Annotated in this window: 21 protein-coding genes; 3 read left to right on the top strand and 18 right to left on the bottom strand. The window is 70.8% G+C overall.

Going from position 1 to position 21,647, the window contains the following annotated elements; all coding sequences use genetic code 11:
• On the bottom strand, nt 1–1,719 hold the full coding sequence (locus BGN97_RS09970; RefSeq protein ID WP_292700753.1) for a thiamine pyrophosphate-binding protein: 1,719 nt from the start codon (nt 1,717–1,719) through the stop codon (nt 1–3).
• A gap of 162 nt (nt 1,720–1,881) precedes the next feature.
• Nucleotides 1,882–2,733, bottom strand: a complete 852-nt coding sequence (locus tag BGN97_RS09975) for a class II glutamine amidotransferase (protein ID WP_292700755.1) — start codon at nt 2,731–2,733, stop codon at nt 1,882–1,884.
• Nucleotides 2,734–2,831: 98 nt separating this feature from the next.
• On the opposite strand from BGN97_RS09975, the gene BGN97_RS09980 reads away from it, so the two are divergent.
• Nucleotides 2,832–3,341, top strand: coding sequence for a phosphoribosyltransferase (locus BGN97_RS09980; protein WP_292700758.1), 510 nt, complete (start codon nt 2,832–2,834; stop codon nt 3,339–3,341).
• A gap of 11 nt (nt 3,342–3,352) precedes the next feature.
• On the opposite strand, the gene BGN97_RS09985 is transcribed toward BGN97_RS09980, so the two are convergent.
• The 8 genes from BGN97_RS09985 to BGN97_RS10020 form a co-directional block, all read right to left on the bottom strand.
• Nucleotides 3,353–4,876: an ATP-dependent DNA ligase gene (locus BGN97_RS09985; RefSeq protein WP_292700761.1), complete on the bottom strand. Its 1,524-nt coding sequence runs from the start codon at nt 4,874–4,876 to the stop codon at nt 3,353–3,355.
• A gap of 31 nt (nt 4,877–4,907) precedes the next feature.
• On the bottom strand, nt 4,908–5,678 hold the full coding sequence (locus BGN97_RS09990; protein WP_292700763.1) for an enoyl-CoA hydratase/isomerase family protein: 771 nt from the start codon (nt 5,676–5,678) through the stop codon (nt 4,908–4,910).
• 38 nt (nt 5,679–5,716) lie between these two features.
• A complete protein-coding gene (gene paaE, locus BGN97_RS09995) occupies nt 5,717–6,865 on the bottom strand; it encodes a 1,2-phenylacetyl-CoA epoxidase subunit PaaE (protein WP_292700853.1) in 1,149 nt (382 codons plus the stop codon).
• A 14-nt stretch (nt 6,866–6,879) separates the two neighbouring features.
• Nucleotides 6,880–7,380, bottom strand: a complete 501-nt coding sequence (gene paaD / locus BGN97_RS10000) for a 1,2-phenylacetyl-CoA epoxidase subunit PaaD (protein WP_292700856.1) — start codon at nt 7,378–7,380, stop codon at nt 6,880–6,882.
• 5 nt (nt 7,381–7,385) lie between these two features.
• Entirely contained in the window at nt 7,386–8,204 is an 819-nt protein-coding gene (gene paaC, locus BGN97_RS10005) for a 1,2-phenylacetyl-CoA epoxidase subunit PaaC (protein ID WP_292700765.1), read from the bottom strand.
• A complete protein-coding gene (gene paaB, locus BGN97_RS10010; protein ID WP_285635722.1) occupies nt 8,201–8,506 on the bottom strand; it encodes a 1,2-phenylacetyl-CoA epoxidase subunit PaaB in 306 nt (101 codons plus the stop codon). The genes paaC and paaB overlap by 4 nt, the downstream gene beginning before the upstream one ends.
• Nucleotides 8,506–9,480, bottom strand: a complete 975-nt coding sequence (gene paaA / locus BGN97_RS10015) for a 1,2-phenylacetyl-CoA epoxidase subunit PaaA (RefSeq protein ID WP_292700768.1) — start codon at nt 9,478–9,480, stop codon at nt 8,506–8,508. Before paaA ends, paaB begins: the two co-directional genes overlap by 1 nt.
• Before the next feature lie 86 nt (nt 9,481–9,566).
• The gene (locus tag BGN97_RS10020; RefSeq protein WP_292700771.1) at nt 9,567–9,986 is read right to left on the bottom strand and encodes a pilus assembly protein CpaE; all 420 of its coding nucleotides are present in this window, start codon (nt 9,984–9,986) and stop codon (nt 9,567–9,569) included.
• 54 nt (nt 9,987–10,040) lie between these two features.
• On the opposite strand from BGN97_RS10020, the gene BGN97_RS10025 reads away from it, so the two are divergent.
• A complete protein-coding gene (locus BGN97_RS10025) occupies nt 10,041–12,125 on the top strand; it encodes a RecQ family ATP-dependent DNA helicase (protein ID WP_292700775.1) in 2,085 nt (694 codons plus the stop codon).
• A 96-nt stretch (nt 12,126–12,221) separates the two neighbouring features.
• On the opposite strand, the gene BGN97_RS10030 is transcribed toward BGN97_RS10025, so the two are convergent.
• The 7 genes from BGN97_RS10030 to BGN97_RS10060 form a co-directional block, all read right to left on the bottom strand.
• A complete protein-coding gene (locus BGN97_RS10030; protein WP_292700778.1) occupies nt 12,222–12,512 on the bottom strand; it encodes a nucleotidyltransferase domain-containing protein in 291 nt (96 codons plus the stop codon).
• Nucleotides 12,513–12,655: 143 nt separating this feature from the next.
• On the bottom strand, nt 12,656–13,948 hold the full coding sequence (gene paaK / locus BGN97_RS10035) for a phenylacetate--CoA ligase PaaK (protein ID WP_292700781.1): 1,293 nt from the start codon (nt 13,946–13,948) through the stop codon (nt 12,656–12,658).
• 36 nt (nt 13,949–13,984) lie between these two features.
• The gene (gene paaI / locus BGN97_RS10040) at nt 13,985–14,365 is read right to left on the bottom strand and encodes a hydroxyphenylacetyl-CoA thioesterase PaaI (RefSeq protein WP_292700784.1); all 381 of its coding nucleotides are present in this window, start codon (nt 14,363–14,365) and stop codon (nt 13,985–13,987) included.
• Between the two features lie 5 nt (nt 14,366–14,370).
• A complete protein-coding gene (paaZ, locus tag BGN97_RS10045; protein ID WP_292700787.1) occupies nt 14,371–16,467 on the bottom strand; it encodes a phenylacetic acid degradation bifunctional protein PaaZ in 2,097 nt (698 codons plus the stop codon).
• Nucleotides 16,464–17,318 (bottom strand): 3-hydroxyacyl-CoA dehydrogenase family protein, encoded by an 855-nt coding sequence (locus BGN97_RS10050; protein WP_292700790.1) that lies wholly within the window; start codon nt 17,316–17,318, stop codon nt 16,464–16,466. The genes paaZ and BGN97_RS10050 overlap by 4 nt, the downstream gene beginning before the upstream one ends.
• Nucleotides 17,315–18,091, bottom strand: a complete 777-nt coding sequence (locus tag BGN97_RS10055) for an enoyl-CoA hydratase/isomerase family protein (protein WP_292700793.1) — start codon at nt 18,089–18,091, stop codon at nt 17,315–17,317. Before BGN97_RS10055 ends, BGN97_RS10050 begins: the two co-directional genes overlap by 4 nt.
• Nucleotides 18,084–19,274: an acetyl-CoA C-acyltransferase gene (locus tag BGN97_RS10060; RefSeq protein ID WP_292700797.1), complete on the bottom strand. Its 1,191-nt coding sequence runs from the start codon at nt 19,272–19,274 to the stop codon at nt 18,084–18,086. Before BGN97_RS10060 ends, BGN97_RS10055 begins: the two co-directional genes overlap by 8 nt.
• Nucleotides 19,275–19,471: 197 nt before the next feature.
• Here BGN97_RS10060 and BGN97_RS10065 point away from each other — a divergent pair, with 197 nt between their 5' ends.
• Complete coding sequence (locus BGN97_RS10065; protein WP_292700800.1) at nt 19,472–20,809, top strand: MFS transporter; 1,338 nt, start codon at nt 19,472–19,474, stop codon at nt 20,807–20,809.
• 72 nt (nt 20,810–20,881) lie between these two features.
• Here BGN97_RS10065 and BGN97_RS10070 read toward each other — a convergent pair.
• The coding region (locus BGN97_RS10070) for a dihydrolipoamide acetyltransferase family protein (RefSeq protein WP_292700803.1) at nt 20,882–21,647 on the bottom strand (766 nt) is incomplete at its 5' end.

The following is a 21,647-nucleotide window of genomic DNA, read 5'->3' on the forward strand; positions in this document are numbered from 1 at the left end:
TCAGGAGTTCACGCGGATGATCTCCTGCTGGTACGGGGCGATCACCTTGCCCGAGATGCGCAGGTCGAGCACCAGGAAGCGGCGGACCGCCGGGTCCTCGGATGCCCACGACGCCAGGCGCTCGAGGTCGTCGAGCGTGCGCACCACGACGCCCTCGGCGCCGACGGCCTCGCCGAACGCGGCGAAGTCGACCTGCGGGATGAGCATGGGACCCTCGGCCAGGCCCTTCAGCCCGTAGAGGTTGACCTCCGCGCCGTAGGCGGCGTCGTTCCAGATCACGGCCATCCCGTGCCCGCCGGCCGCGCGGACCGCCGACTCCAGGTCGGGGATCGCCATCAGGCCGCCACCGTCGCCGGAGGTGAGCACGACCGTGGTCTCCGGGCGCGCGCGGGTCGCGCCGACCACGCTCGGCCAGCCCTGGCCGATCGACTGGAACGCGGTGCCGACCATCATCATCCGGTCGGGTGCCGCGACGGGCCAGTACATGTTGGCCCAGCCGATGAAGTGCCCGCCGTCCGAGACGACCACGCGGTCCTCGGGCAGCAGCTCCGCGACGCGGCGCGCCGCCGAACGAGGGTCCAGGCGTCCGTCGGGCGCGAGCTCCTCGCCGTCGGGGTACGCGCGGGCGGCGGCGATGTCGACGGTCTCGCGCCAGGCCTCAGCCGCCACAACTCCGGAGATCCGGACGGCGGCGGTGCCGGCGGACGGCACGTCGCCGGCCTCGGGGGCTGATTCTCCGGAGTTGCGGAGCCGCTCGACCAGCGCCTCGGCCGCCACTCGCGCGTCCGCACGCACGAAGCCGCCGACGTGCGGGTGCGTCGCGGTGGGTGCCACGTCGATCTGGAACACGCGGGTGCCGGGCGCGAACAGCTCGCCGAAGCGCATCGTGAACTGGTTCAGGGAGGCGCCGAACACGACGGCCACGTCGGCCTGCCGGACGAGCTCCATGGCGCCGTCGGCGCCGAAGCCGCCGGTCACGCCCAGGTCGTAGCGGTTGTCGGGGAAGACCCCGCGGCCCAGGGCGCTGGACGCGGTCAGTGCGCCGGTCGCGTCGGCCAGGGCGCCGAGGGCCTCGCTCGCGCCGGCCAGCCAGGCGCCGCGGCCGGCCAGCAGGAAAGGACGCTCGGCGCCGGCGAGAGCCGCGGCGATCTCGTCCAGCATCCCCCCGGCGAACTCGCCGCGCGGAGCCAGGGGAGCGGGGATGCGGGGCGCGGGTGCCTCGGGGACGGGCCCTGCCTCGAGGGCCGCGACGTCGTAGGGGATCGCGAGCACGACGGGCACGCGGTAGGTCAGGGCGTGCTCGATCGCGATGACGGTGGTGGCCGCGGCATCCGCCCGCCCGGTCGTATAGGTGCGCGCGCCGACCGCCGAGGCCAGCGCGATCTGGTCCACATCCCACGGGCGAGGGCCCGAGGTCGGCTCGTCGCCGACCACCAGCACCAGCGGAACGTGCGCCTGCACGGCCTCGGCGAGCGAGGTGATCGTGTTGGTGAAACCGGCGCCGTAGGTCGTGGTGGCGGCGGCGATGCGCCCGGATGCCCGGAAGTGCGCGTCGGCCGCGACCACGGAGCCCTGCTCGTGGCGGACAGCGGTGAAGGTGGCATCCGTCTGGGTCTCGATCGCGTCGAGGAAGTAGGCGTTGCCGTTGCCCATCACGCCGAAGACGTGGTCGATGTGCTGGGCGAGGGTGAGGGCGACATGAGCGGACACGGTGGGCATGCGAAAGCCTTTCGAGAGGAACGGAGGGGGTCCGTATGTGTCTCGCCGCTCGCGCGTCATCGCGGGACTCGATCGGAAGGTCTCGGATCGGTCGCAGAGTGCTTCGTGCCCCTTTTTCGGGCACCGGCCGTGGCCGGACTCCTCGATTCTAGCGATGCTCCGTCAGGATCGCGCGGCGAGGAGGGACGAGATCCCGATGGTCGAGCGCCGCCGGTCGTCGAGGCGGATGGCGATGACGGACTCGGCGGGGAGCGGCTCCCAGTCCGGCCCGGCCACGCCCGTCGAGCCGACCATGACCGTGCCGTCGGCGGTCTCCCGGATGCGCAGGGCGAAGTAGTCCTCGTTGTGCTCGTCCGGAAGCAGCTCCGCCACGGGAGCCAGCCGCGCCAGATCATGCTCGGTGAGGATGCTGGTGGCACTGGCATGCACGACCACGAGGTGCTCGGCGTCGATGATCAGCGCGTTGAGGCTGGCGAGCGGGAACAGCTCGCGCAGCGTGTGCGCGACGTGCGCCGCTGCTTCGGGGAGCGGCTCGCCGGCCGCGACCCGCTCGCGGATCAGCGCGAAGTACATCTCGCTGTCGGTCGTGCCCTGCAGTGCTGCGACGCTGTCGGCGGAGAGCAGCCCCTGAAGCGTGTCGCGCGGCTTGATCGTCCCGTTGTGCGCGAACGCGATGCCGTCCGCCTCGAAGGGATGCGCGTTCCGGATGTTCACGGGCAGCCCGGCGGTCGCCCAGCGCAGGTGCACCACGGCTGCGCGGCAGGGTGTCGCGAGCGCCACATCGAAGTCGGGGTCCTCAGCGGCGGAGATCGCCGAGCGCGTCACGATCGGAGCATCCCCCGGGGCACGCACGGCCGCGCGCCCCCAGCCGTCGCCGTGCAGCCGTGCCAGCGAGAGCAGGCTCTCCATGCCCTCCGCACCCAGCTCGCCGCGCGCGCTGGCAGTGACGGGTGAGACGAAGGCGAACAGGCGGCACATGGGAACCTCGGGTGGCGGACGGATGCTGGCGGGCACCCGTTCCGCGTACGGACGCCCTCTTCGTTTGTACCCCATCGCGAGCGGAGGAGGGGCCGTGGAGCGTCCCCGGGCACCGGATGCACGAGAATAGAGCAATGACGGGTACAGCGATCGAGCGCGAGACGCTCACCTGGGACGGCTTCGGAGACGCGACGCGTGAGCTCGCCCGGAACATCCTCGACAGCGGCTTCGTGCCCGAGGTCGTCGTGGCGATCGCTCGCGGCGGTCTGCTGCCCGCGGGTGCCATCGCGTACGGGCTGGGTGCCAAGAACTGCGGTGCGATCAACATGGAGTTCTACACCGGCATCGGCACGGTGCTGGACGCTCCCGAGGTGCTGCCGCCCGAGCTCGACATGGACTACCTGAACGGGCGTCGCGTGCTGCTGGTCGACGACGTGGCCGACTCGGGTCGCACCCTGGCGCTGGCCGTGAAGCTGCTGCAGGAGAAGGGCGCCGACGTCCGCTCGGTCACCATCTACACCAAGCCGACCACGATCATCCAGCCCGACTACTCCTTCAAGGACACCGACCTGTGGATCAACTTCCCCTGGTCCTTCAAGGGCACGGTGGTCGAGGAGGACCAGGGCCTGCCGCCCAGCGCCTGAGCCCGGGGTGGTCAGCCGCGCAGCAGTGCGCGCAGCGTCTGAACGGTGTCCGCCTCGGCGGGCTGCTTGTCGGGGCGATAGCCCTTGACCCGGGCGAAGCGCAGCGCGATGCCGCCGGGATAGCGCGGGGAGCGCTGCACACCGTCAATCGCGATCTCGACGACGACCTCGGGGCGCAGGAAGACCGCGTGCGGCGTGCGATGGCTCTCGAGGCCGGGGAAGGTCTCGGTCTGCCAGCGCAGCAGCTCGTCGGTGAGGCCCTTGAACGTCTTGCCGACCATCACGAGCCCGCCCGGCTCGACGAACTCGCCCAGGGGGTCGAGCGCGCCCAGATGCAGATTGGACAGCATCACGCGGCGGCGGCCCGATCCCCATTCGGCGGCCAGCACGACCAGGTCGAACGTGAGCACGGGCTTGACCTTGACCCAGGACTTTCCGCGCCGGCCGGCGCTGTACGGGGAACCTGTGGCCTTCACGACGACGCCTTCGTGACCGGCGGCCAGCGCCTCGCGGGACAGCTGCTCGGCGGCCTCCGCGTCGTCGGTGACGATCCCCGGCATCCGCCACTCGCCCGCGACGCGCTCGAGCTCGGCGAGACGGGTGGAGAGCGGCTCGTCGATCAGGTCGCGGCCGTCCAGGTGCAGCACGTCGAAGAACCAGGGGCGCAGCGCGAGCTCGCGGGACGCGTCCGCGCCGAAGCGCGACATCGTCTCCTGGAACGGGCGCGGCGCGCCGTCCTCGTCGAGCGACAGCGTCTCGCCGTCGAGGATCGCATCGTGCACGGGAAGCGCACGAACGATCTCCACGAGCTCGGGCACCCGGTGCGTGATGTCGGCGAGGCTGCGGGTGAACACGCCCACCTCATCGCCGTGCCGGTGCACCTGGATGCGGGCCCCGTCGAGCTTGTACTCCACCGAGGCGCGGCCGGTGATCTCGAGTGCCGCCGTCGGGGTCGCGGCGCTCGCCGCGAGCATCGGCAGCACAGGGCGGCCCACCTGCAGGCCGACGGCGTCCAGTTCGGCCTCCGTGCCGGTCAGCGCCAGCCGGGTGGTCTCGCCGAGGTCGCCGGCGAGCATGGCCGCGCGGCGGACGGAGGCGACCGGTCGTCCGGATGCCCTGGCGATCGCATCGAGCAGCACGCCGGACAGGGCGCCGGTGCGCAGCTCGCCGAGCATCGCGCGGGCGAGCAGGTCCCACTCGGCCTCGGTGGCGCGCGCGGCGAGGTCGGTGAGAAGGTCGTGCCGCGCGGCGGCGGATCCGGAACCGGACGCGGCGGCCAGGGAATCCAGCATCCGATCGACGTCGGCGATGGTGAGGGCCGCTGCGGTGGTGTGCGCGACGTCGAGCGAGGTCAGCGTGCGCCAGCCCACTCCGAGCCGGCCCTGTCGTGGTGAGGCGAGCAGCAGGCCGACCAGTGGCACGACCTCGTCCGGCTCGGCTCGCTCCAGCAGCCGTGCGAGCGCGTCGATCTTGGCCAGCCGCGACGATGTCGCCGCGACCTCGTCGGTGGTGGTGACCAGCTCCGAGAGCATCATCCCGGCATTGTCGCACCGGCCGCCGACGTTGTCAGCGCCCGTGGAACTCCGGCTTGCGCTTCTGCTGGAAGGCGGCGAAGCCCTCGCGGTAGTCCTCGGTGTCGCACAGCGCCGCCTGGGCGGCGTTCTCGATCTCGACCGACTCCCACAGTGCCAGCCGCTCGTCCCGGATGCGGGCGACCAGCTGCTTGCTCGCGAGGAACGCCGCCGTCGCGCCGCGGGAGGCCGCAGCCGCGGCATCCTCGGCGGCCTGTGCGACCTCGTCGTCGGGGAGCACGCGGGAGAACAGGCCGGATGCCACGGCCTCGGCACCCGTCATGAGCCGGCCCGTGTAGATGAGGTCGAGCGTCTTGTGCGCGCCCAGCCGGTCGAGGAACAGCGCATGCCCGCCGGAGTCGAGCGTCGCCCCGAGCGCGGCGAACGGAGAGCCGATCTTCGCGGACTCGGCGACGTACACGACATCCGTGGCGATCAGCAGTCCCAAGCCGACGCCCAGGCATGCGCCGTGCGCGACGGCGAACGTCGGGGCGGGGAAGGCCGCCATCCGCTTGAGGAGCGGGGTGACCAGGCCTCCGAGGTAGCCGATCACGTCGTCATCCCGCGGATCGACGCCGGAGATGTCACGGCCGGCGCAGAACGCCCGGCCCTCGCCACGCAGCACCAGGGCACGGACGCCCGCCCGCTCGGCCTCGTCGTATGCACGGCCCAGGTCGTGCAGCGCCTGCTCGTCGAGCGAGTTGAGCTTCGAGGGCGCGTTGAGCGTGACGTGCGCGACGTCCGACGCGATGTCGAGGTCGATCATGGTGCTCCTTCGGTCGTGGGCAGGCCGGTGCTGTCGGGTCAGACGTCGTAATCGACGACGATGCGGTCGGTGGTGGGGTGGGACTGGCAGGTGAGCACGTAGCCGCGCTCGAGCTCGTCGGGCTCCAGCGCGTAGTTCTCGGTCATCGTCACGCTGCCCTCGAGCACCCGTGCACGGCAGGTGCCGCACACGCCTCCCGAGCACGCGAACGGGGCGTCGGGTCGCACGCGCAGCGCGGCGTTCAGCACCGACTCGTGCGCATCGACAGGGCTCTCCACCGTCGAGGAGACGCCGTCGAGGTTGATCTCGATGCGGTACGCCTTCTCTCCGGCGCGCACCTCCACCTGGCGGGGACCGCGCTCGGAGGGGGCGTCGCCGGTGGTGAACAGTTCGAAGCGCACGTGCTCGCGGGGCACGCCGATGTCGGCCAGCACCTCGCGGCACAGGTCGACCAGGGCGAACGGGCCGCACAGGAACCACTCGTCGACCGTGGACGGCAGGATGAGCGAGTCGAGGATCGTGCGCAGCTTCTCCTCGTCGATGCGTCCGGAGAGCACCGGCGCGGTGCGCTGCTCGCGTGAGAGCACGTGGTGCAGCACCAGCCGGGTCGGGTAGCGGTCCTTGAGGTCCGCGAGGTCTTCGAGGAACATCACGTCGCTGGTGGACTTGTTCGTGTACAGCAGCGTGAAGCGCGTCGTCTCGGACGCCGTGAGCAGATTGCGCGCGAGCGCCATCATCGGCGTGATGCCGGATCCGGCGGCGATGCCGACGACGTGCGTGCCCTCGAGCTCCTCGAGCCCCGAGGTGAACGTGCCCTGCGGGCTCATCACGTCGATCTCGAAGCCCGGATGAAGTTCGGTCTGCGCCCAGGTGGAGAACAGACCGCCCTCGTCGCGCTTGACGGCGACCGCCAGGCTGGTGGCGCCGTCGCGCACGGGCACCGGCGGGCGGCACAGCGAGTACGAGCGGCGCACCTCCGCACCGTCGAGGTGCACGCGCAGCGCCACGTACTGACCGGGAAGGTAGGCGTAGTCGTCGGCGAGCTCCGCGGGAACCGTGAAGCCCACCTCGATGGCGTCGTCGGTGAGGTGGCGCACGTCAGACACGGTCAGCGTGTGGAACCGTGCGCGGTGCCGGTCTCCGCTCGGGTGCGCGGCGGCGCTCTCGTGCGGGCGGGAATCGGGCATCCGGAACAGCGACATCAGATCACCTTGAAATGGTCGAAGGGCTCCAGGCACGCGCGGCACTCGTAGAGCGCCTTGCACGAGGTGGAGCCGAAGCGGGACACCTCGCGCGTGTTCAGTGAACCGCACCGCGGGCACTTGACGCTGAGCGAGAGGCGGATGGGCCCCTGCCCGAGGGCGGCCCGGCCGGAGGGCGGGGCGATGCCGAACTCGGCGAGCTTGCGTTTGCCCGCCTCGCTCATCCAGTCGGTGGTCCAGGCGGGGGAGAGCACCAGCCGCACCTCGACGTCCTCGAATCCCTCCGCGGTGAGTGCGAGGATGACGTCGTCGCGGATGGCGTCCATCGCCGGGCATCCGCTGTACGTCGGCGTGATGTCGACGGTGACGCGCCCTGCGGCATCCGTCCTGACATCCCGCAGCACGCCGAGGTCCTCGATGGTCAGGACGGGGATCTCGGGGTCGGTCACGCGTGCGGCGATCTCCCGCGCACGTGCGGTGGCGACATCGGAGATGGTCATGGTGCTCACCAGCTCGCTCCGGGATGCCGTCGGGCGAGCACCTGCATCTCGGCGAGCAGGTGGCCCATCGGCGTCGAGTGAGCGCCGTGGCGGCCGCCGGCCCGGGACTGGCCGATCGTCGGCGTCTCGAGCTCGGCCTCGGCGAGCACGGTCGCGATCACCGCGTCGAAGCCGGCGCGGAGCGCGGACGGGCGCGCCGCCGCGTCGCCGAGGCGATCGATCAGCGGGTCGTCGCGGAAGAGCTCGTCGACGTACGGCCATACGTCGTTCAGCGCGCGGATCATCCGCTCGCGGGAGAGCTCGGTGCCGCCGGCCAGGCGCAGCACCCACTGCACGGCGTGGTCGCGGTGGTAGTCGACCTCCTTGAGGGACTTCTCGGCGATCGCGGCGAGGGTCTCGTCGGTCGAGCGGCGCAGCGCGGAGTACAGCTCGAACATGTAGGCGGATGCCAGGAGCTGGCGCGCGATGGTCTGCGCGAAGTCGCCGTTGGGCTGCTCCATGAGCCAGGCGCTGCGGAACTCGGCCTCGTCGCGGAAGTAGGCCAGATCATCCTCGCTGCGGCCGTCCCAGGAACCGGCGTAGCGCAGCAGCGAGCGGGCGTGTCCGAGCAGGTCGAGGGCGATGTTGCCGAGGGCGACGTCCTCCTCCAGCTCCGGTGCGCGCGAGATCCACGCTCCCAGCTGCTGCGACAGGATCAGTGCGTCGTCGGCGAGCCAGAGCGCGTACTCGGCGATGTCGGCGGACGCGGCGATCGCCTCGCCCCCGGAGAGCTCGGAGGCGAGCTCGAGCTCGTCGACCGAGACGTGGACATCCTCGTGGCTCACAGGTGCGGCACCCCCTCGGATGCCGTGTAGTACACGGCGTGCCGGTAGTTCTTGCCCGCCGGGCTCTCGAAGAACGCGCCCTTGTCATCGGGGTCGCTCGTGGTGATGGCATCCGCCGGCACGACCCAGATCGACACGCCCTCGTTGCGACGGGTGTACAGGTCGCGGGCGTTGCGGACCGCCATGCTCGCGTCGGGCGCGTGCAGCGAGCCGACGTGCACGTGGCTCAGGCCGCGGTTCGCGCGGACGAAGACCTCCCACAGAGGCCAGGTCTCCTCGGGGGAGCCGCCGGGGGTCGCCATCACGCCACCTGTCCTTCCGCACAGAGGGCCTGCTTGCGGGCGTACTCGGCCGCGGCCTCGCGCACCCAGGCGCCCTCCTCGTGGGCGGTGCGCCGACGCTCGATCCGCTCGGCGTTGCAGGGGCCGTTGCCCTTGAGCACCTCGAAGAACTCGTCCCAGTCGATCTCACCCATGTCGTAGCTCTGCGTCTCGTCGTTCCAGCGCAGGTCGGGGTCGGGCAGCGTGATCCCGAGGATCTCGGCCTGCGGCACGAGCATCCCGACGAAGCGCTGGCGCAGGTCGTCGTTCGAGAAGCGCTTGATCTTCCAGGTCATCGACTGCGCGGAGTTGGGGGACTGGTCATCGGGCGGGCCGAACATGGCCAGGCTCGGCCAGTACCAGCGGTTCACGGCGTCCTGCGCCATCTCGCGCTGCTCCTCCGTGCCCTGCATGAGCGTCAGCAGGATCTCGAAGCCCTGTCGCTGGTGGAAGGACTCCTCCTTGCACACGCGCACCATGGCACGCCCGTACGGGCCGTACGAGCAGCGGCACAGCGGCACCTGGTTCACGATGGCGGCGCCGTCGACCAGCCAGCCGATCGCTCCCATGTCTGCCCAGGTGGGGGTGGGGTAGTTGAAGATCGACGAGTACTTGGCCTTTCCGTCGATCAGCTGCTGCATCATCGTGTCGCGCGTGATGCCCAGGGTCTGAGCGGCGGAGTACAGGTACAGGCCGTGGCCCGCCTCGTCCTGCACCTTGGCCATCAGGATGGCCTTGCGCTTCAGGCTGGGCGCGCGTGTGATCCAGTTGCCCTCCGGCTGCATGCCGATGATCTCGGAGTGCGCGTGCTGGGAGATCTGGCGGATCAGCGTCTTGCGGTACGCCTCCGGCATCCAGTCGCGGGGCTCGATGCGCTGCTCGTTGGCGACGAGCTCGTCGAAGCGCGCGAGCGCGTCGGCGTCGTCCACCACGGACAGGTCTGCGGGTGCGGTCATCTTCGACTCCTCGGCGTGTGATCTTTTACTGACCGATCGTTTGGTAATTCTCGCATACGGATGCCGAGCCGCACAAGCGGCAGTGCTCAGCGGGAGCGGGAGATCAGTTCCAGCAGCGCCCGCCCGTAGGCCTCGGACGGGTCCGGATGTTCGTACTGCAGCGTCTCACCGGCGATCTCGACCTCGACGAGGAACGCGTCCGGCAGCCGGACGAGCCGGCGGAACGTGCCGCGCAGCAGTTCGCGGAGCTGGTCCTCCCGTGGCATCCAGATCGCGTCGGCCAGCTCGACGGCATCCAGAGCCCATTCGGTCGTGCCGTTGAACGCGAGATCCGTGCCGCGCGGCGTGCGCCGCGCCTCGATCGTCATCTCGCTGACGGTGAAGGTCTCGGCCTCGATCTCCGGCTCGACGTCGTCGGGCAGGTCGAGCTGGAAGCGATCACCGGAGGCCGGATGCCACACCAGCCCGGCGTCCCGCAGGGCGACGGCGAGCTCGCGACTGATCATGTGCCCACGTTAGTCCGGTCGTCCGTGTCGGTCGCGTGGGGCAGAGTGGAAGGCATGACCTCCACCACCCGCGATGCCGCCCTCGCCGCCCTGCGGGACCTCGTCGGGCGCCCGGATGCCGGCTTCCATGACGGGCAGTACGAGGCGATCGAGGCGCTGGTCGCCGAGCGCCGCCGGGCGCTGGTCGTGCAGCGCACCGGCTGGGGCAAGTCCGCGGTGTACTTCGTCGCGACCCTGCTGCTGCGCAGGCAGGGGGCAGGGCCCACCGTGCTGGTCTCTCCGCTGCTCGCGCTGATGCGCGACCAGATCGCCGCGGCCGAGCGCGCCGGGGTGCGGGCGGTCGCGATCAACTCCACCAACGCGCACGAGTGGGACGACGTGGTGGCGCGGCTCGATCGCGACGAGGTGGACGTGCTGCTGGTCTCGCCCGAGCGGCTGAACAATCCCGCGTTCCGGGAGCAGCAGCTGCCGACGCTGGTGCGGCGCATCGGGATGCTGGTGGTCGACGAGGCGCACTGCATCAGCGACTGGGGCCACGACTTCCGGCCCGACTACCGGCGGCTGCGCGACCTGATCGCGCAGATGCCGGCCGGGGTGCCCGTGCTCGCCACCACGGCGACGGCGAACAGCCGTGTGGTCGCCGACGTCGCCGAGCAGCTGGGCGGCGAGGACGTCCTCACGATCCGTGGACCGCTCGCCCGGGCATCCCTGCGACTCGGCGTGCTGCAGCTGCCGAACGCCGCGAGCCGGCTGGCCTGGCTGCTGAGCCACCTCGACGATCTGCCCGGTTCCGGCATCATCTACACGCTCACGGTCGCGGCGGCCGTCGACACCGCGCGGCTGCTGCGCGAGCACGGTCACGACGTGCGCGCGTACACCGGGCAGACGGACGCCGAGGAGCGCGAGGAGTCCGAGGGGATGCTCAAGCGCAATGAGGTCAAGGCGCTGATCGCCACCAGCGCGCTGGGGATGGGCTTCGACAAGCCGGATCTCGGGTTCGTGATCCACCTCGGCGCCCCGTCGTCGCCGGTCGCGTACTACCAGCAGGTCGGGCGTGCGGGGCGCGCCAGCGAGAGCGCCGACGTGCTGCTTCTGCCCGGCGTGGAGGACAAGGACATCTGGCACTACTTCGCCACGGCGTCCATGCCCGACCGGGAGCGCGCCGAGCGGGTGATCGCCGCACTCGGCGACGTCCCGATCTCGACGCCGGCCCTCGAGGCGATGGTCGACATCCGCCGCACCCCGCTGGAGCTGCTGCTGAAGGTGCTCGACGTCGACGGCGCGGTCCGGCGCGTGCAGGGAGGCTGGGTGTCCACCGGGGCCGGCTGGACCTACGACGCCGAGCGCTACGAGCGCATCGCCGCCGAGCGACGGGCCGAGCAGCAGCACATGATCGACTACCAGCAGACCGGTGGCTGCCGGATGGAGTTCCTGCAGCGCTCCCTGGACGATGCCACCGCTGCGCCCTGCGGCCGCTGCGACAACTGCGCCGGCACCTGGTTCCCGACCGAGATCGGGGCGGATGCCGGAGCAGCAGCCTCCGGTGCCCTGGATCGCGTCGGCGTGCCCATCGAGCCGCGTCGTCAGTGGCCCACGGGCGCCGACCGGCTCGGCGTCCCCGTGAAGGGGCGCATCGGCGCGGATGAGCAGGCCGCTGAAGGCCGGGCGCTGGCCCGGCTGACGGATCTGGGCTGGGGTGGCACGCTGCGCGAACTGTTCGCCGCGGGAGCGGCGGATGCCCCGGTGTCACCGCAGGTGCTGGCGGCCTGCGTGCGCGTGCTCGCCGGCTGGGACTGGGCGGATCGACCCATCGCAGTGGTCGGGATGCCGTCGCGTTCGCGCCCGCAGCTGACCGGCACGCTGGCGCGCGGCTTCGCGGAGATCGGGCGGCTGCCGTACCTGGGCGAGCTCCGCTTCGCCGACGGAGGGCCGACCGGAGGCCCCGGCGGCAACAGCGCCTTCCGCCTGGCCGGGGTGTGGGATCGCTTCACCGCCGAGGGGCTGCAGGTCCCGGAGGGCCCCGTGCTGCTGGTCGACGACATCGCCGACAGTCGCTGGACCCTCACCGTCGCCGCCCGCGCGCTGCGGCAGGCCGGCGCGACAGCCGTACTGCCGTTCACCCTCGCCCTGCGGGGGTAGGACGCTCGTCGAGACCTGCGTTCCCGCACGACACGGGGCTCAACGGGGCAAGCCTCGTGCTGGAAGGGAAGTCTCACCAGCCAACGGATACTGACGTCAGAGCAGGATCATCTCGCTCGTCACGGCCTCCACGACCTCCGGCTTCAGCCCGTCTCTCGGTACCAGGTCCACTCGTCGCTCGAGGATCCGCTCTGATTCACCCTGCATCTGCAGCAGCGCGAAGATCCCGGCATCCGGCTCGAGATCGACCAGCAGATCGACGTCGCTTGCCTCGGTGTCGTCGCCGCGGGCGACGCTGCCGAAGACATAGATTTGACGAGCGCCCAGCGGATCGAGCGCTGCATGGAGTTCTGCGCTGCGCGCTCTCACCCGGGCCAGGAAGCTCATTGTCAGACGCTATCCCGATTCTGCTTCAGCCGCGGAAACAGACTGGATCAGAACCGCATCTCAGCCAGCAGACCGGGTCAGAACTGCATCCCGCAGCCCGCTGACAGACGCAGTTCTGATCCGGGCTGAGCCGGCACGAGCCGTCAGCGCAGGTCGTAGACCCGCTTGTACTTGCCTTCGCTGCGCGGGAGTGTCCCGGGTTCTTCCAGGCATACCGCGACGCTGGAGCCGACGTGCGTCTTGATGCGTTCGGCCAGCACCTTCGCTGCGGCTTCGCACACGTCGCGCTCCAGACTCGGGTGGCGTTCGATGCGCACCGCCATGGCGTCCATCCGGCCCGCGCGGGTCAGCTCGATGACGAAATGCGGGGTGAGCTGCTCGATGCCCAGGACGAGCTCCTCGATCTGGGTGGGGAAGATGTTCACGCCGCGCAGGATGATCATGTCGTCGTTGCGGCCGGTGACCTTCTCCATGCGGCGCATCGCCGGCCGCGCGGTGCCGGGGAGCAGACGGGTGAGGTCGCGTGTGCGATAGCGCAGCACCGGGAACGCCTGCTTGGTCAGCGAGGTGAACACCAGCTCGCCGATCTCGCCGTCGGGCAGGGGCTGTCCGTTCTCGTCGACCACCTCGGGCAGGAAATGGTCCTCCCAGATGTGCGGGCCGTCCTTCGTCTCGACGCACTCGTTTCCGACGCCGGGGCCCATCACCTCGCTCAGGCCGTAGATGTCCAGTGCATCGATGCCCAGGCGACGTTCCAGCTCGGCACGCATCTCGTTGGTCCACGGCTCGGCGCCGAGCACCGCGACCTTCAGCGACGTCGATCTCGGGTCGATGCCCGCCTCCTCCATCGCGTCGGCGATCGTGAGGAGATAGCTGGGAGTGCAGAGGATGGCATCCGGCTGGAAGTCCTGGATGAGCTGCACCTGACGGGCGGTCTGACCTCCCGACATCGGGATGACCGTCGCACCCAGCCGCTCGATGCCGGCGTGAGCGCCCAGCCCGCCGGTGAACAGGCCATAGCCGTAGGCGTTGTGCACCTTCATGCCGGGGCGGATGCCGGAGGCGCGCAGCGATCTGGCGATGAGGTCGGCCCAGTTCGACAGGTCGGCGTCGGTGTAGCCGACCACGGTGGGGCGGCCCGTCGTGCCCGATGAGGCGTGCACACGGCGCACCTGCTCCATCGGCACGGCGAACATGCCGAACGGGTAGTTCTGCCGCAGGTCCTCCTTTGTGGTGAAGGGCAGCAGCCGTACGTCGGCGAGCGACCGGATGTCGTCGGGCGAGACGCCGGCCTCGTCGAGCTTGCGCGTGTAGTGCGGCACGTTCTCGTAGGCGTGGCGGACGGTCCACTGGAGGCGCTCCAGCTGGAGCGCCTCCAGCTCGGGCCGGGAGAGTCGCTCTGCGGGGTCGAGCTGGTCTGCTGCGGGGGCTGTCATCGTCGACATCTGGTGCTCCGGGTGAGGGTCAGTGCGTCATTCGGCGGCGCGGTTGGTGGTGATGGATCGGCCGCGGAACTCGGCGACCAGGTCGCCGGTCTCGTCGGTCACCGTCACGTCGTACAGGCCGGTGCGTCCGCTGACGACGCGCTTCACGGCGGTCGCCGTCAGGGTCTGGCCGGCACCGGTCGACTTGAGGAAGGTGATGTCAGCGCCGGCAGCGACGGTCACACGCTCGTCCTCGTTGCAGGCGATCGCGAACGCGGTGTCGGCGAGCGTGAACACCAGCCCGCCGTGCGTGATCGCGAAGCCGTTGAGCATGTCCTCGCGCACGACCATCGACACGACAGCCCGCCCCGGCTCGTCGAGCTCGACCGACATGCCGAGCATCGCCGACGCGGCGTCCCGCTGCATCATCGCCCTCATGCCGAGACCTCCGCCGCGACCGGCTCCTTGCTCACCAGCGTGAGCACGTCGTAGGTGGCGACGAGCTCATCCTCCTGGTTGCGGATCACGGCGTCCCAGCGCACCTCGCCGTACTCATCGGTCTCGCGAGGGGTGATCTGCTTGGCGGTCAGCTCGACGAGGATGCTGTCGCCGGGGGAGACCGGGGTGATGAAGCGCAGGTTCTCCAGCCCGTAGTTTGCGAGCACGGGGCCGGGCTCCGGGTCGACGAACAGGCCCGCCGCCCACGACACCAGCAGGTAGCCGTGCGCGACCCGGCCGGGGAAGAACGGGTTCGCCGCCGCCGACTTCTCGTCCATGTGGGCGTAGAACGTGTCGCCGGTGAAGTGCGCGAAGGTCTCGATGTCGTCCAGGGTGACCTCACGCGAGGCCGACACGATCTGGTCGCCGATGCGCAGCTCGGACAGCGACTTGCGGAACGGGTGCTGGCCGTCGGCGTGCGCGGTCGCACCGGCGTGCCACACACCGGTCAGCGCGGTGAGCATCTCGGGGGAGCCCTGCACCGCGGTGCGCTGCATGTGGTGCAGCACCGCGCGGATGCCGCCGAGCTCCTCGCCGCCGCCGGCGCGTCCGGGCCCGCCGTGCACGAGGTTGGGCAGCGGGGATCCGTGGCCCGTGGAGGAGCGGGCGTCGTCGCGGTCGAGCAGCAGCATCCGGCCGTTGTACGGGGCGATGCGCGTCGCGAGCTCCACGGCCTGGGCGGGGTCGTGCGTGGCGACGCTGGTCACCAGCGATCCGCCGCCGCGGTTGACAAGCGCCGCGGCCTGCGCGGTGGTGTCGTAGGTGAGCAGCGACGAGACGGGTCCGAATGCCTCGACGCCGTGCACGGACTCCGCCTGCGCGTCGTCGAAGCGCAGCAGCACCGGCGAGACGAAGGCTCCGTCCGGTGCGACGCCGGTGGTGCCATCGGCCAGACGCACCTCGGGGGCATCCGTGGTCCCGACCACGACCCGGCCACCGGCATCCTGCAGCTTCTGCACCTGCCGCAGCACCTCGTCGCGCTGCGCGGTCGACGCCAGGGGCCCCATGGTGACGCCCTCGGCGCGCGGGTCGCCCAGCACGGTCTTCTCGGCGATACGGGCCTGCACGGCCGCGATCACGTCATCGGCCGCCGCGGCCGGCACGATCGCGCGGCGGATCGCGGTGCACTTCTGTCCGGCCTTCGTGGTCATCTCGGTGACCAGCTGCCGCACGTAGGCATCGAACTCCGGGGTCCCGGCCGTGGCATCCGTGCCGAGCACCGAGGCGTTGATCGAGTCGGTCTCGGCGGTGAAGCGCACACCGCCGGTCTGCACCGACGGGGGCCGGCGCAGCGACTCCGCGGTCGACGCGCTGCCGGTGAAGCCGACAAGGTCGCCCAGCCGCAGGCTGTCGAAAAGGTCGGGCACGCTGCCGCTGACGAGCTGCAGCGACCCCTCCGGCAGCAGACCGGACTCGACGAGGATGCGCACCATCGCCTCGGCCAGGTAGCCGGTGGGAGTGGCAGGCTTGACGAGCGTGGGCATGCCGGCCAGGAACGCCGGCGCGAACTTCTCCAGCGATCCCCACACCGGGAAGTTGAAGGCGTTGATCTGCACGGCCACGCCGGGGAGCGTGGTGTACACGTGGCGGCCGAGGAACGTGCCGTCCTTCGAGAGCGGCTCGACCGGGCCGTCGACGTGCACGCGGCTGTTGGGCAGCTCGCGGCGGCCCTTGCCGGAGTACGAGAACAGCACGCCGATGCCGCCGTCGATGTCCACCCAGGAGTCCACCTTCGTCGCGCCGGTGCGCGCCGACAGCGCGTACAGCTCGTCCTTGCGCTCGGTGAGGGCGAGGGCGAACTGCTTGAGCAGGACCGCGCGCTGGTGGAAGGTGAGGGCGGCCAGGCTCGCGTGCCCGGTCGTGCGGGCGTACTCGAGCGCACCGACCAGGTCGAGGCCCTCGGTGGAGACCCGCGTGATCACCTCGCCGGTGGAGGCGTCGCGGACCTCAGCCGCCTTCGCCGGCGCGGTGGGAGTCCACCAGGCGCCCTGGACGTAGCTCGGCAGATAAGAGCCAGGCAGGTAGTCGGTCATCGTTCCTCGTTCCACACGTAGAATCCTTCGCCGCTCTTGCGGCCCAGCTTCCCCTCGGCGACCATCCGTCGCAAGAGCGCCGGCGGCTCGAACCGCGGTCCCAGCTCGCGCGCCAGCTCCTCGGCGATCCCCAGCCGCACATCCAGCCCGACCACGTCGGTCGTGCGCAGAGGACCCATCGGATGGCGGTAGCCCAGCTCCATGGCGGCGTCGATGTCCGCGGCATCCGCCACGTTCTCCTCCAGCATCCGGATCGCCTCGAGCGCGAGCATCACGCCCAGCCGGCTGGATGCGAAGCCGGGGGAGTCGCGCACGACGACGGGGGTCTTGCGCAGCGTCGCGACCCATTCCCGGGCGGAGGTGACGACGTCCTTGCCGGTGCGCTCGCCGACCACGATCTCGACGAGCTTGGAGGCCGGGACGGGGTTGAAGAAGTGCAGGCCGAGGAACCGGCTGGGCCGGGCCAGCGATGCCGCCAGGTCGTCGATCGAGATCGAGGACGTGTTCGTGGCGAGCACGGCCTTCTCGGCCACGGCGTCCTCGATCCGGGCGAGTGCGCCCGCCTTGAGATCCCGGTCCTCGGGGACGGCTTCGACGACGAGAGAGGCCGCCGCGAAGTCGGCGAAGTCGGTGCTGACCGAGAGCGAGGACGTGGCGTGATCGGCGTCTGCGAGGTCGCCGCGCTGCACCGAGGTGGCGATGCTGGCCAGCACGCGTTCGCGGGCGGCATCCGCCGACTCCGCATCGCGCTCGACGAGGATCACACGGGAGCCGGCGAGCAGGAAGGCGTGTGCGATGCCCGCTCCCATGCGTCCGCCGCCGAGCACGCCGACGGTTCCGGGTACGGTCATGAGTTCTTCTCCGTCTTCTGCTGCGTGGCGGTGCGGCGTTCCAGGAACGCCGTCATCCTGCGGTGCTTCTCGTCGCTGTCGAACAGCTCGGCCTGCACCTCGAGCTCTATCGCCGGATGCTGGTCGGCCGGGGCGAGCAGGGCGCGTTTGGTGAGCTCCGTGGCGCGGGCGCCGTTCGCGCCGATGCGGTCCGCGAGGGCATGCGCGGCGTCGAGCAGCGCGTCGGGCTCGTGCAGGGACGACACCAGGCCCCACGACAGAGCCTCGTCGGCGTCGATGATGCGGCCGGTGAGAAGCAGCTCGCTGGCGCGGGCGTGGCCGACGATCTCGGGCAGCCGCCAGGTGGCCCCCGCGGCGGCGATGATGCCGAGGCCTGTCTCGGGGTTGCCGAACTTCACGCGCGGCGTGGCGATGCGGATGTCGGCCGCGTACGCCAGCTCGGCGCCGCCGCCCAGGGCGTAGCCGTCGACGGCGGCGATCACGGGCATCGGCAGGGAGCGGATGCGGCGGAAAGCCGTCGAGTTGATGCCGCGACGGGCATCCTCGGCGGTGCGGTCGCGCAGCTGTCCGATGTCCGCACCGGAGGCGAACACGCCGCCCGCACCGATCAGGATGAGGACGCGGGGATCCCGCTCGAGCTCCTCGCACAGGGCGTGCAGCTCGTCGATCATGCGCTGGTCGATCGCATTGCGCTTCTCGGGCCGATTCAGGGTGGCGACGACGCGGTCGTCGCGGCGCTCCAGCAGCAGCGCTCCGGGGACGGGCTCAGGCATCCAGGCGCTCCACGATCATGGCCGTGCCCTGGCCGACGCCCACGCACATGGTCGCGAGGCCGTAGCGGGCGCCGGTCGCCTCCAGGCGGCGCAGGAGGGTGACGATCAGGCGCGATCCGCTGGAGCCGAGCGGATGCCCGAGGGCGATCGCGCCGCCGTCGGCGTTGACGATCTCGGGATCCAGACCCAGACGGCGGATGCTGGCCAGCGACTGCGTCGCGAACGCCTCGTTCAGCTCGACGGCGCCGAGGTCCGCGACCGTGAGCCCGGCCTTCGCGAGCGCCTTCTCCGTGGCGGGCACCGGGCCGAGGCCCATGATCTCGGGGGCGAGCGCCGCGGTCGCCGAGGCGACGATGCGCGCCCGCGCGCGCAGGCCGTGCCGCTCGACGGCATCCGCGCTGGCCACCACGATCGCCGAGGCGCCGTCGTTGAGGGAACTGGCGTTGCCCGCGGTGACGACCTCTCCGCCTGCGACCACGGGGCGCAGCTTGGCGAGCACCTCCAGCGAGGTCTCCGGGCGCGGGCCCTCGTCCGTGTCGACGATGCCGCGGGCGGTCTCGACGGGGACGATCTCGGCGGCGAGGCGACCGGCGTCGATCGCCGCGAGAGCGCGCTGGTGGCTGAGCAGGGCGAAGGCATCGGCATCCGCTCTGCTGATCCCGTCGACGCGGGCGACCTCCTCGGCGGTCTCGGGCATCGAGAAGGTGGCCTTGTCGCGGGCGACCAGCCTCGGGTTCGCGAAGCGCCAGCCGATCGAGGTGTCGAACACCGCTCCTGGCTTGGCCCATGCGCGGTCGGGCTTGGCCTGCACCCACGGGGCGCGGGACATGGACTCCACGCCACCTGCCACGATCACGTCGGCGTCTCCGGAGCGGATGGCCTGAGAGGCCATCGTGATCGCGGACATGCCGGATGCGCAGAGGCGGTTCACGGTGATTCCGGGGAGGGTGTCGGGCAGGCCGGCCAGCAGCACCGCCATGCGGGCGACGTTGCGGTTGTCCTCGCCGGCCTGGTTGGCCGCGCCCAGGATCACCTCGTCGATCGCGTCATGCGGCACACCGGACCGGGACACGGTCTCGCCCACGACGAGCGCGGCGAGATCGTCCGGGCGCACGCTCGAGAGCGCGCCTCCGTAGCGCCCCACGGGCGTGCGGATCCCATCAACCAGGAAGGCCTCGGACATCGTCATCCTTTCGCGCGCGCTCGGTGCCAATAGCAGACCGATCGTTCAGTAATACGATGGCAGATCATCGCGCGGCTGGCAACCCGACGGCGACATGTTTTCGGCCGAAAGGCGCGCGGTCCGCGCCCGGGATGCGGTAGTGTCCCGATTTGCTGACCCACCGGTCAGTTTCCGCTACCCGAACAACGGAGTTCCCTATGGCGAACACGATCGACAGACGGCGCGAGGAGCGCCGCGTGCTGGCCGGCACCCTCGTCGGCACGACCATCGAGTGGTACGACTTCTTCATCTACGCGCAGGCGGCCGGGCTCGTCTTCGGCGAGCTGTTCTTCGCCCCGCTGGGGGCGACCGGCGGCCAGATCGCCTCCTGGGCATCGCTGGGCATCTCGTTCCTGTTCCGGCCGCTGGGGGCCGTGATCGCGGGCCACCTCGGCGACCGCCTCGGCCGCAAGCGGATGCTTGTGCTGACCCTCATCCTGATGGGCGCCTCCACCTCGCTGATCGGCGTGCTGCCGACATATGCCGACATCGGCATCATGGCGACCGTGCTGCTCGTGCTCCTGCGCGTGCTGCAGGGCTTCTCGGCCGGCGGCGAGTGGGGCGGTGCCGCTCTGATGTCCGTCGAGCACGCTCCGAAGGAGCGCCGCGGCCTCTTCGGCGCCTACCCGCAGATCGGCGTGCCGGTCGGCATGATCCTCGCCACCTTCACCATGTGGGTGCTCAATCTCGCCATCGGGCCCGAGGCGTTCCTCGCCTGGGGCTGGCGCCTGCCGTTCCTGTTCTCGATCGTGCTGATCGTGGTGGGCTACCTCATCCGGCGTTCGGTGGAGGAGTCGCCGGTCTTCCTGGAGCTGCAGGAGCGGCGCCGGGAGTCCTCCGCGCCGCTGTCCCTGCTCTTCAAGCACCACACGCGCGAGGTCGTCCTCACGGCCCTGATCTTCATCGCGAACAACGCCGCCGGATATCTGCTCATCGCGTTCTTCACGACCTACGTGTCGACCGTCATCGGCATGCCCCGTCCGACCGCGCTGCTGATGACCACCCTCGCCTCGTTCGGCTGGCTGATCTTCACCATGGCCGGCGGGTGGGTGTCCGACCGGATCGGCCGCGTGCGGACCTTCCAGATCGGGTACGGCCTGCTGGCCGTCTGGTCGGTGCCGATGTGGTTCCTGATCGACACCGGGAACGTGGGACTGTTCTTCGTCGCGCTGTTCGTACTCACCATCGGACTCGGGCTCTCCTATGGTCCGCAGTCGGCGCTCTACGCGGAGATGTTCCCCGCGGACGTGCGCTACTCGGGCGTCTCGATCGGCTACGCGCTCGGCGCGATCCTGGGCGGCGCGTTCGCTCCGCTGATCGCCGAGCTGCTGCTCAAGAACACCGGTGCATCCTGGTCGATCGGCGTGTACATCCTCGCGATCACGATCGTGTCGCTGGTCGCGGTGTCGTTCGTGAAGGAGACGCGGGGCGCCCCGCTCGACACTCAGAGCATCGAGGTCGTCGCCGCGCGGGCGAATGGCACCGTCACGCGCTGACCGTCGCCTGACGAGTGAGGGCTGACCGGGATTCCCGGTCAGCCCTCACTTCTGTCCGTCCGGAAGCGCGGTTCAGACCCGGCCGTAGGCGCGCAGCGGGTGCTCGATGAGCTCCACGACGCGGCGCAGGAACCCGGCGGCGTAGCCGCCGTCGCACACACGGTGGTCGAACACGAGCGAGATCTGCGCGATGCGGCGGGCGACGATCGCCCCGTCGACCACCCAGGGGCGTTCGATCATGCGGCCGATGCCGAGCATCGCCACGTCGGGGTGGTTGATGATCGGGGTGGAGCCGTCCACGCCGAAGCCGCCGTAGTTGTTGAGCGTGAAGGTCGAGCCGCGCAGCCGCTCGGGCGGCATCCCGCCGGCGCGAGCCGTGGCGGCCAGTTCGCGCAGCGCGGCATCCAGCTCCTCGACGCTCAGGCCGTGGGCCTTCGGGATGACCGGCACCATCAGTCCGCGGTCGGTGTCGGCCGCGATGCCGAGGTTCACGCCCTCGAACGAGATGATCTCGGTGGCGTCATCGCTCAGACGCGACGCCAGCATCGGGTACTCGGCCAGGGCGATCAGCGTGTAGCGGGCGATCAGCGCGGTGAGTGACGGCGCCTTGCCGCCTTCGGGCGCCATCTGCGAGCGCAGGTTCCACAGCTCGGTCGCGTCGACGTCGACCCACACGGTCGCCTCGGGGATCTCGGCGCGGCTGCGCGACAGCTTGGCGCTGACGGCCTTGCGCAGCGGGCTCATCCGCTCGCGGGAGAGCACCGCGAGACCGTCCAGTTCCGCGCCGGCCGTCGCGGCGGATGCTGTGTGCGATGCGGATGCTGCGGCGGGGGGGGGG

Origin of the sequence: Microbacterium sp. 69-10, assembly GCF_001897945.1 — a bacterium.
Lineage (GTDB): Bacteria > Actinomycetota > Actinomycetes > Actinomycetales > Microbacteriaceae > Microbacterium.

What these genes read in the sequence shown, in the direction of transcription:
- BGN97_RS09970 (WP_292700753.1), bottom strand. Translation starts at nt 1,719, where the DNA reads ATGCCCACCGTGTCCGCTCATGTCGCCCTCACCCTCGCCCAGCACATC.
- BGN97_RS09980 (WP_292700758.1), top strand. Translation starts at nt 2,832, where the DNA reads ATGACGGGTACAGCGATCGAGCGCGAGACGCTCACCTGGGACGGCTTC.
- BGN97_RS09985 (WP_292700761.1), bottom strand. Translation starts at nt 4,876, where the DNA reads ATGATGCTCTCGGAGCTGGTCACCACCACCGACGAGGTCGCGGCGACA.
- BGN97_RS09990 (WP_292700763.1), bottom strand. Translation starts at nt 5,678, where the DNA reads ATGATCGACCTCGACATCGCGTCGGACGTCGCGCACGTCACGCTCAAC.
- paaE (WP_292700853.1), bottom strand. Translation starts at nt 6,865, where the DNA reads ATGCCCGATTCCCGCCCGCACGAGAGCGCCGCCGCGCACCCGAGCGGA.
- paaD (WP_292700856.1), bottom strand. Translation starts at nt 7,380, where the DNA reads ATGACCATCTCCGATGTCGCCACCGCACGTGCGCGGGAGATCGCCGCA.
- paaB (WP_285635722.1), bottom strand. Translation starts at nt 8,506, where the DNA reads ATGGCGACCCCCGGCGGCTCCCCCGAGGAGACCTGGCCTCTGTGGGAG.
- paaA (WP_292700768.1), bottom strand. Translation starts at nt 9,480, where the DNA reads ATGACCGCACCCGCAGACCTGTCCGTGGTGGACGACGCCGACGCGCTC.
- BGN97_RS10020 (WP_292700771.1), bottom strand. Translation starts at nt 9,986, where the DNA reads ATGATCAGTCGCGAGCTCGCCGTCGCCCTGCGGGACGCCGGGCTGGTG.
- BGN97_RS10025 (WP_292700775.1), top strand. Translation starts at nt 10,041, where the DNA reads ATGACCTCCACCACCCGCGATGCCGCCCTCGCCGCCCTGCGGGACCTC.
- BGN97_RS10030 (WP_292700778.1), bottom strand. Translation starts at nt 12,512, where the DNA reads ATGAGCTTCCTGGCCCGGGTGAGAGCGCGCAGCGCAGAACTCCATGCA.
- paaK (WP_292700781.1), bottom strand. Translation starts at nt 13,948, where the DNA reads ATGACAGCCCCCGCAGCAGACCAGCTCGACCCCGCAGAGCGACTCTCC.
- paaI (WP_292700784.1), bottom strand. Translation starts at nt 14,365, where the DNA reads ATGATGCAGCGGGACGCCGCGTCGGCGATGCTCGGCATGTCGGTCGAG.
- paaZ (WP_292700787.1), bottom strand. Translation starts at nt 16,467, where the DNA reads ATGACCGACTACCTGCCTGGCTCTTATCTGCCGAGCTACGTCCAGGGC.
- BGN97_RS10050 (WP_292700790.1), bottom strand. Translation starts at nt 17,318, where the DNA reads ATGACCGTACCCGGAACCGTCGGCGTGCTCGGCGGCGGACGCATGGGA.
- BGN97_RS10055 (WP_292700793.1), bottom strand. Translation starts at nt 18,091, where the DNA reads ATGCCTGAGCCCGTCCCCGGAGCGCTGCTGCTGGAGCGCCGCGACGAC.
- BGN97_RS10060 (WP_292700797.1), bottom strand. Translation starts at nt 19,274, where the DNA reads ATGTCCGAGGCCTTCCTGGTTGATGGGATCCGCACGCCCGTGGGGCGC.
- BGN97_RS10065 (WP_292700800.1), top strand. Translation starts at nt 19,472, where the DNA reads ATGGCGAACACGATCGACAGACGGCGCGAGGAGCGCCGCGTGCTGGCC.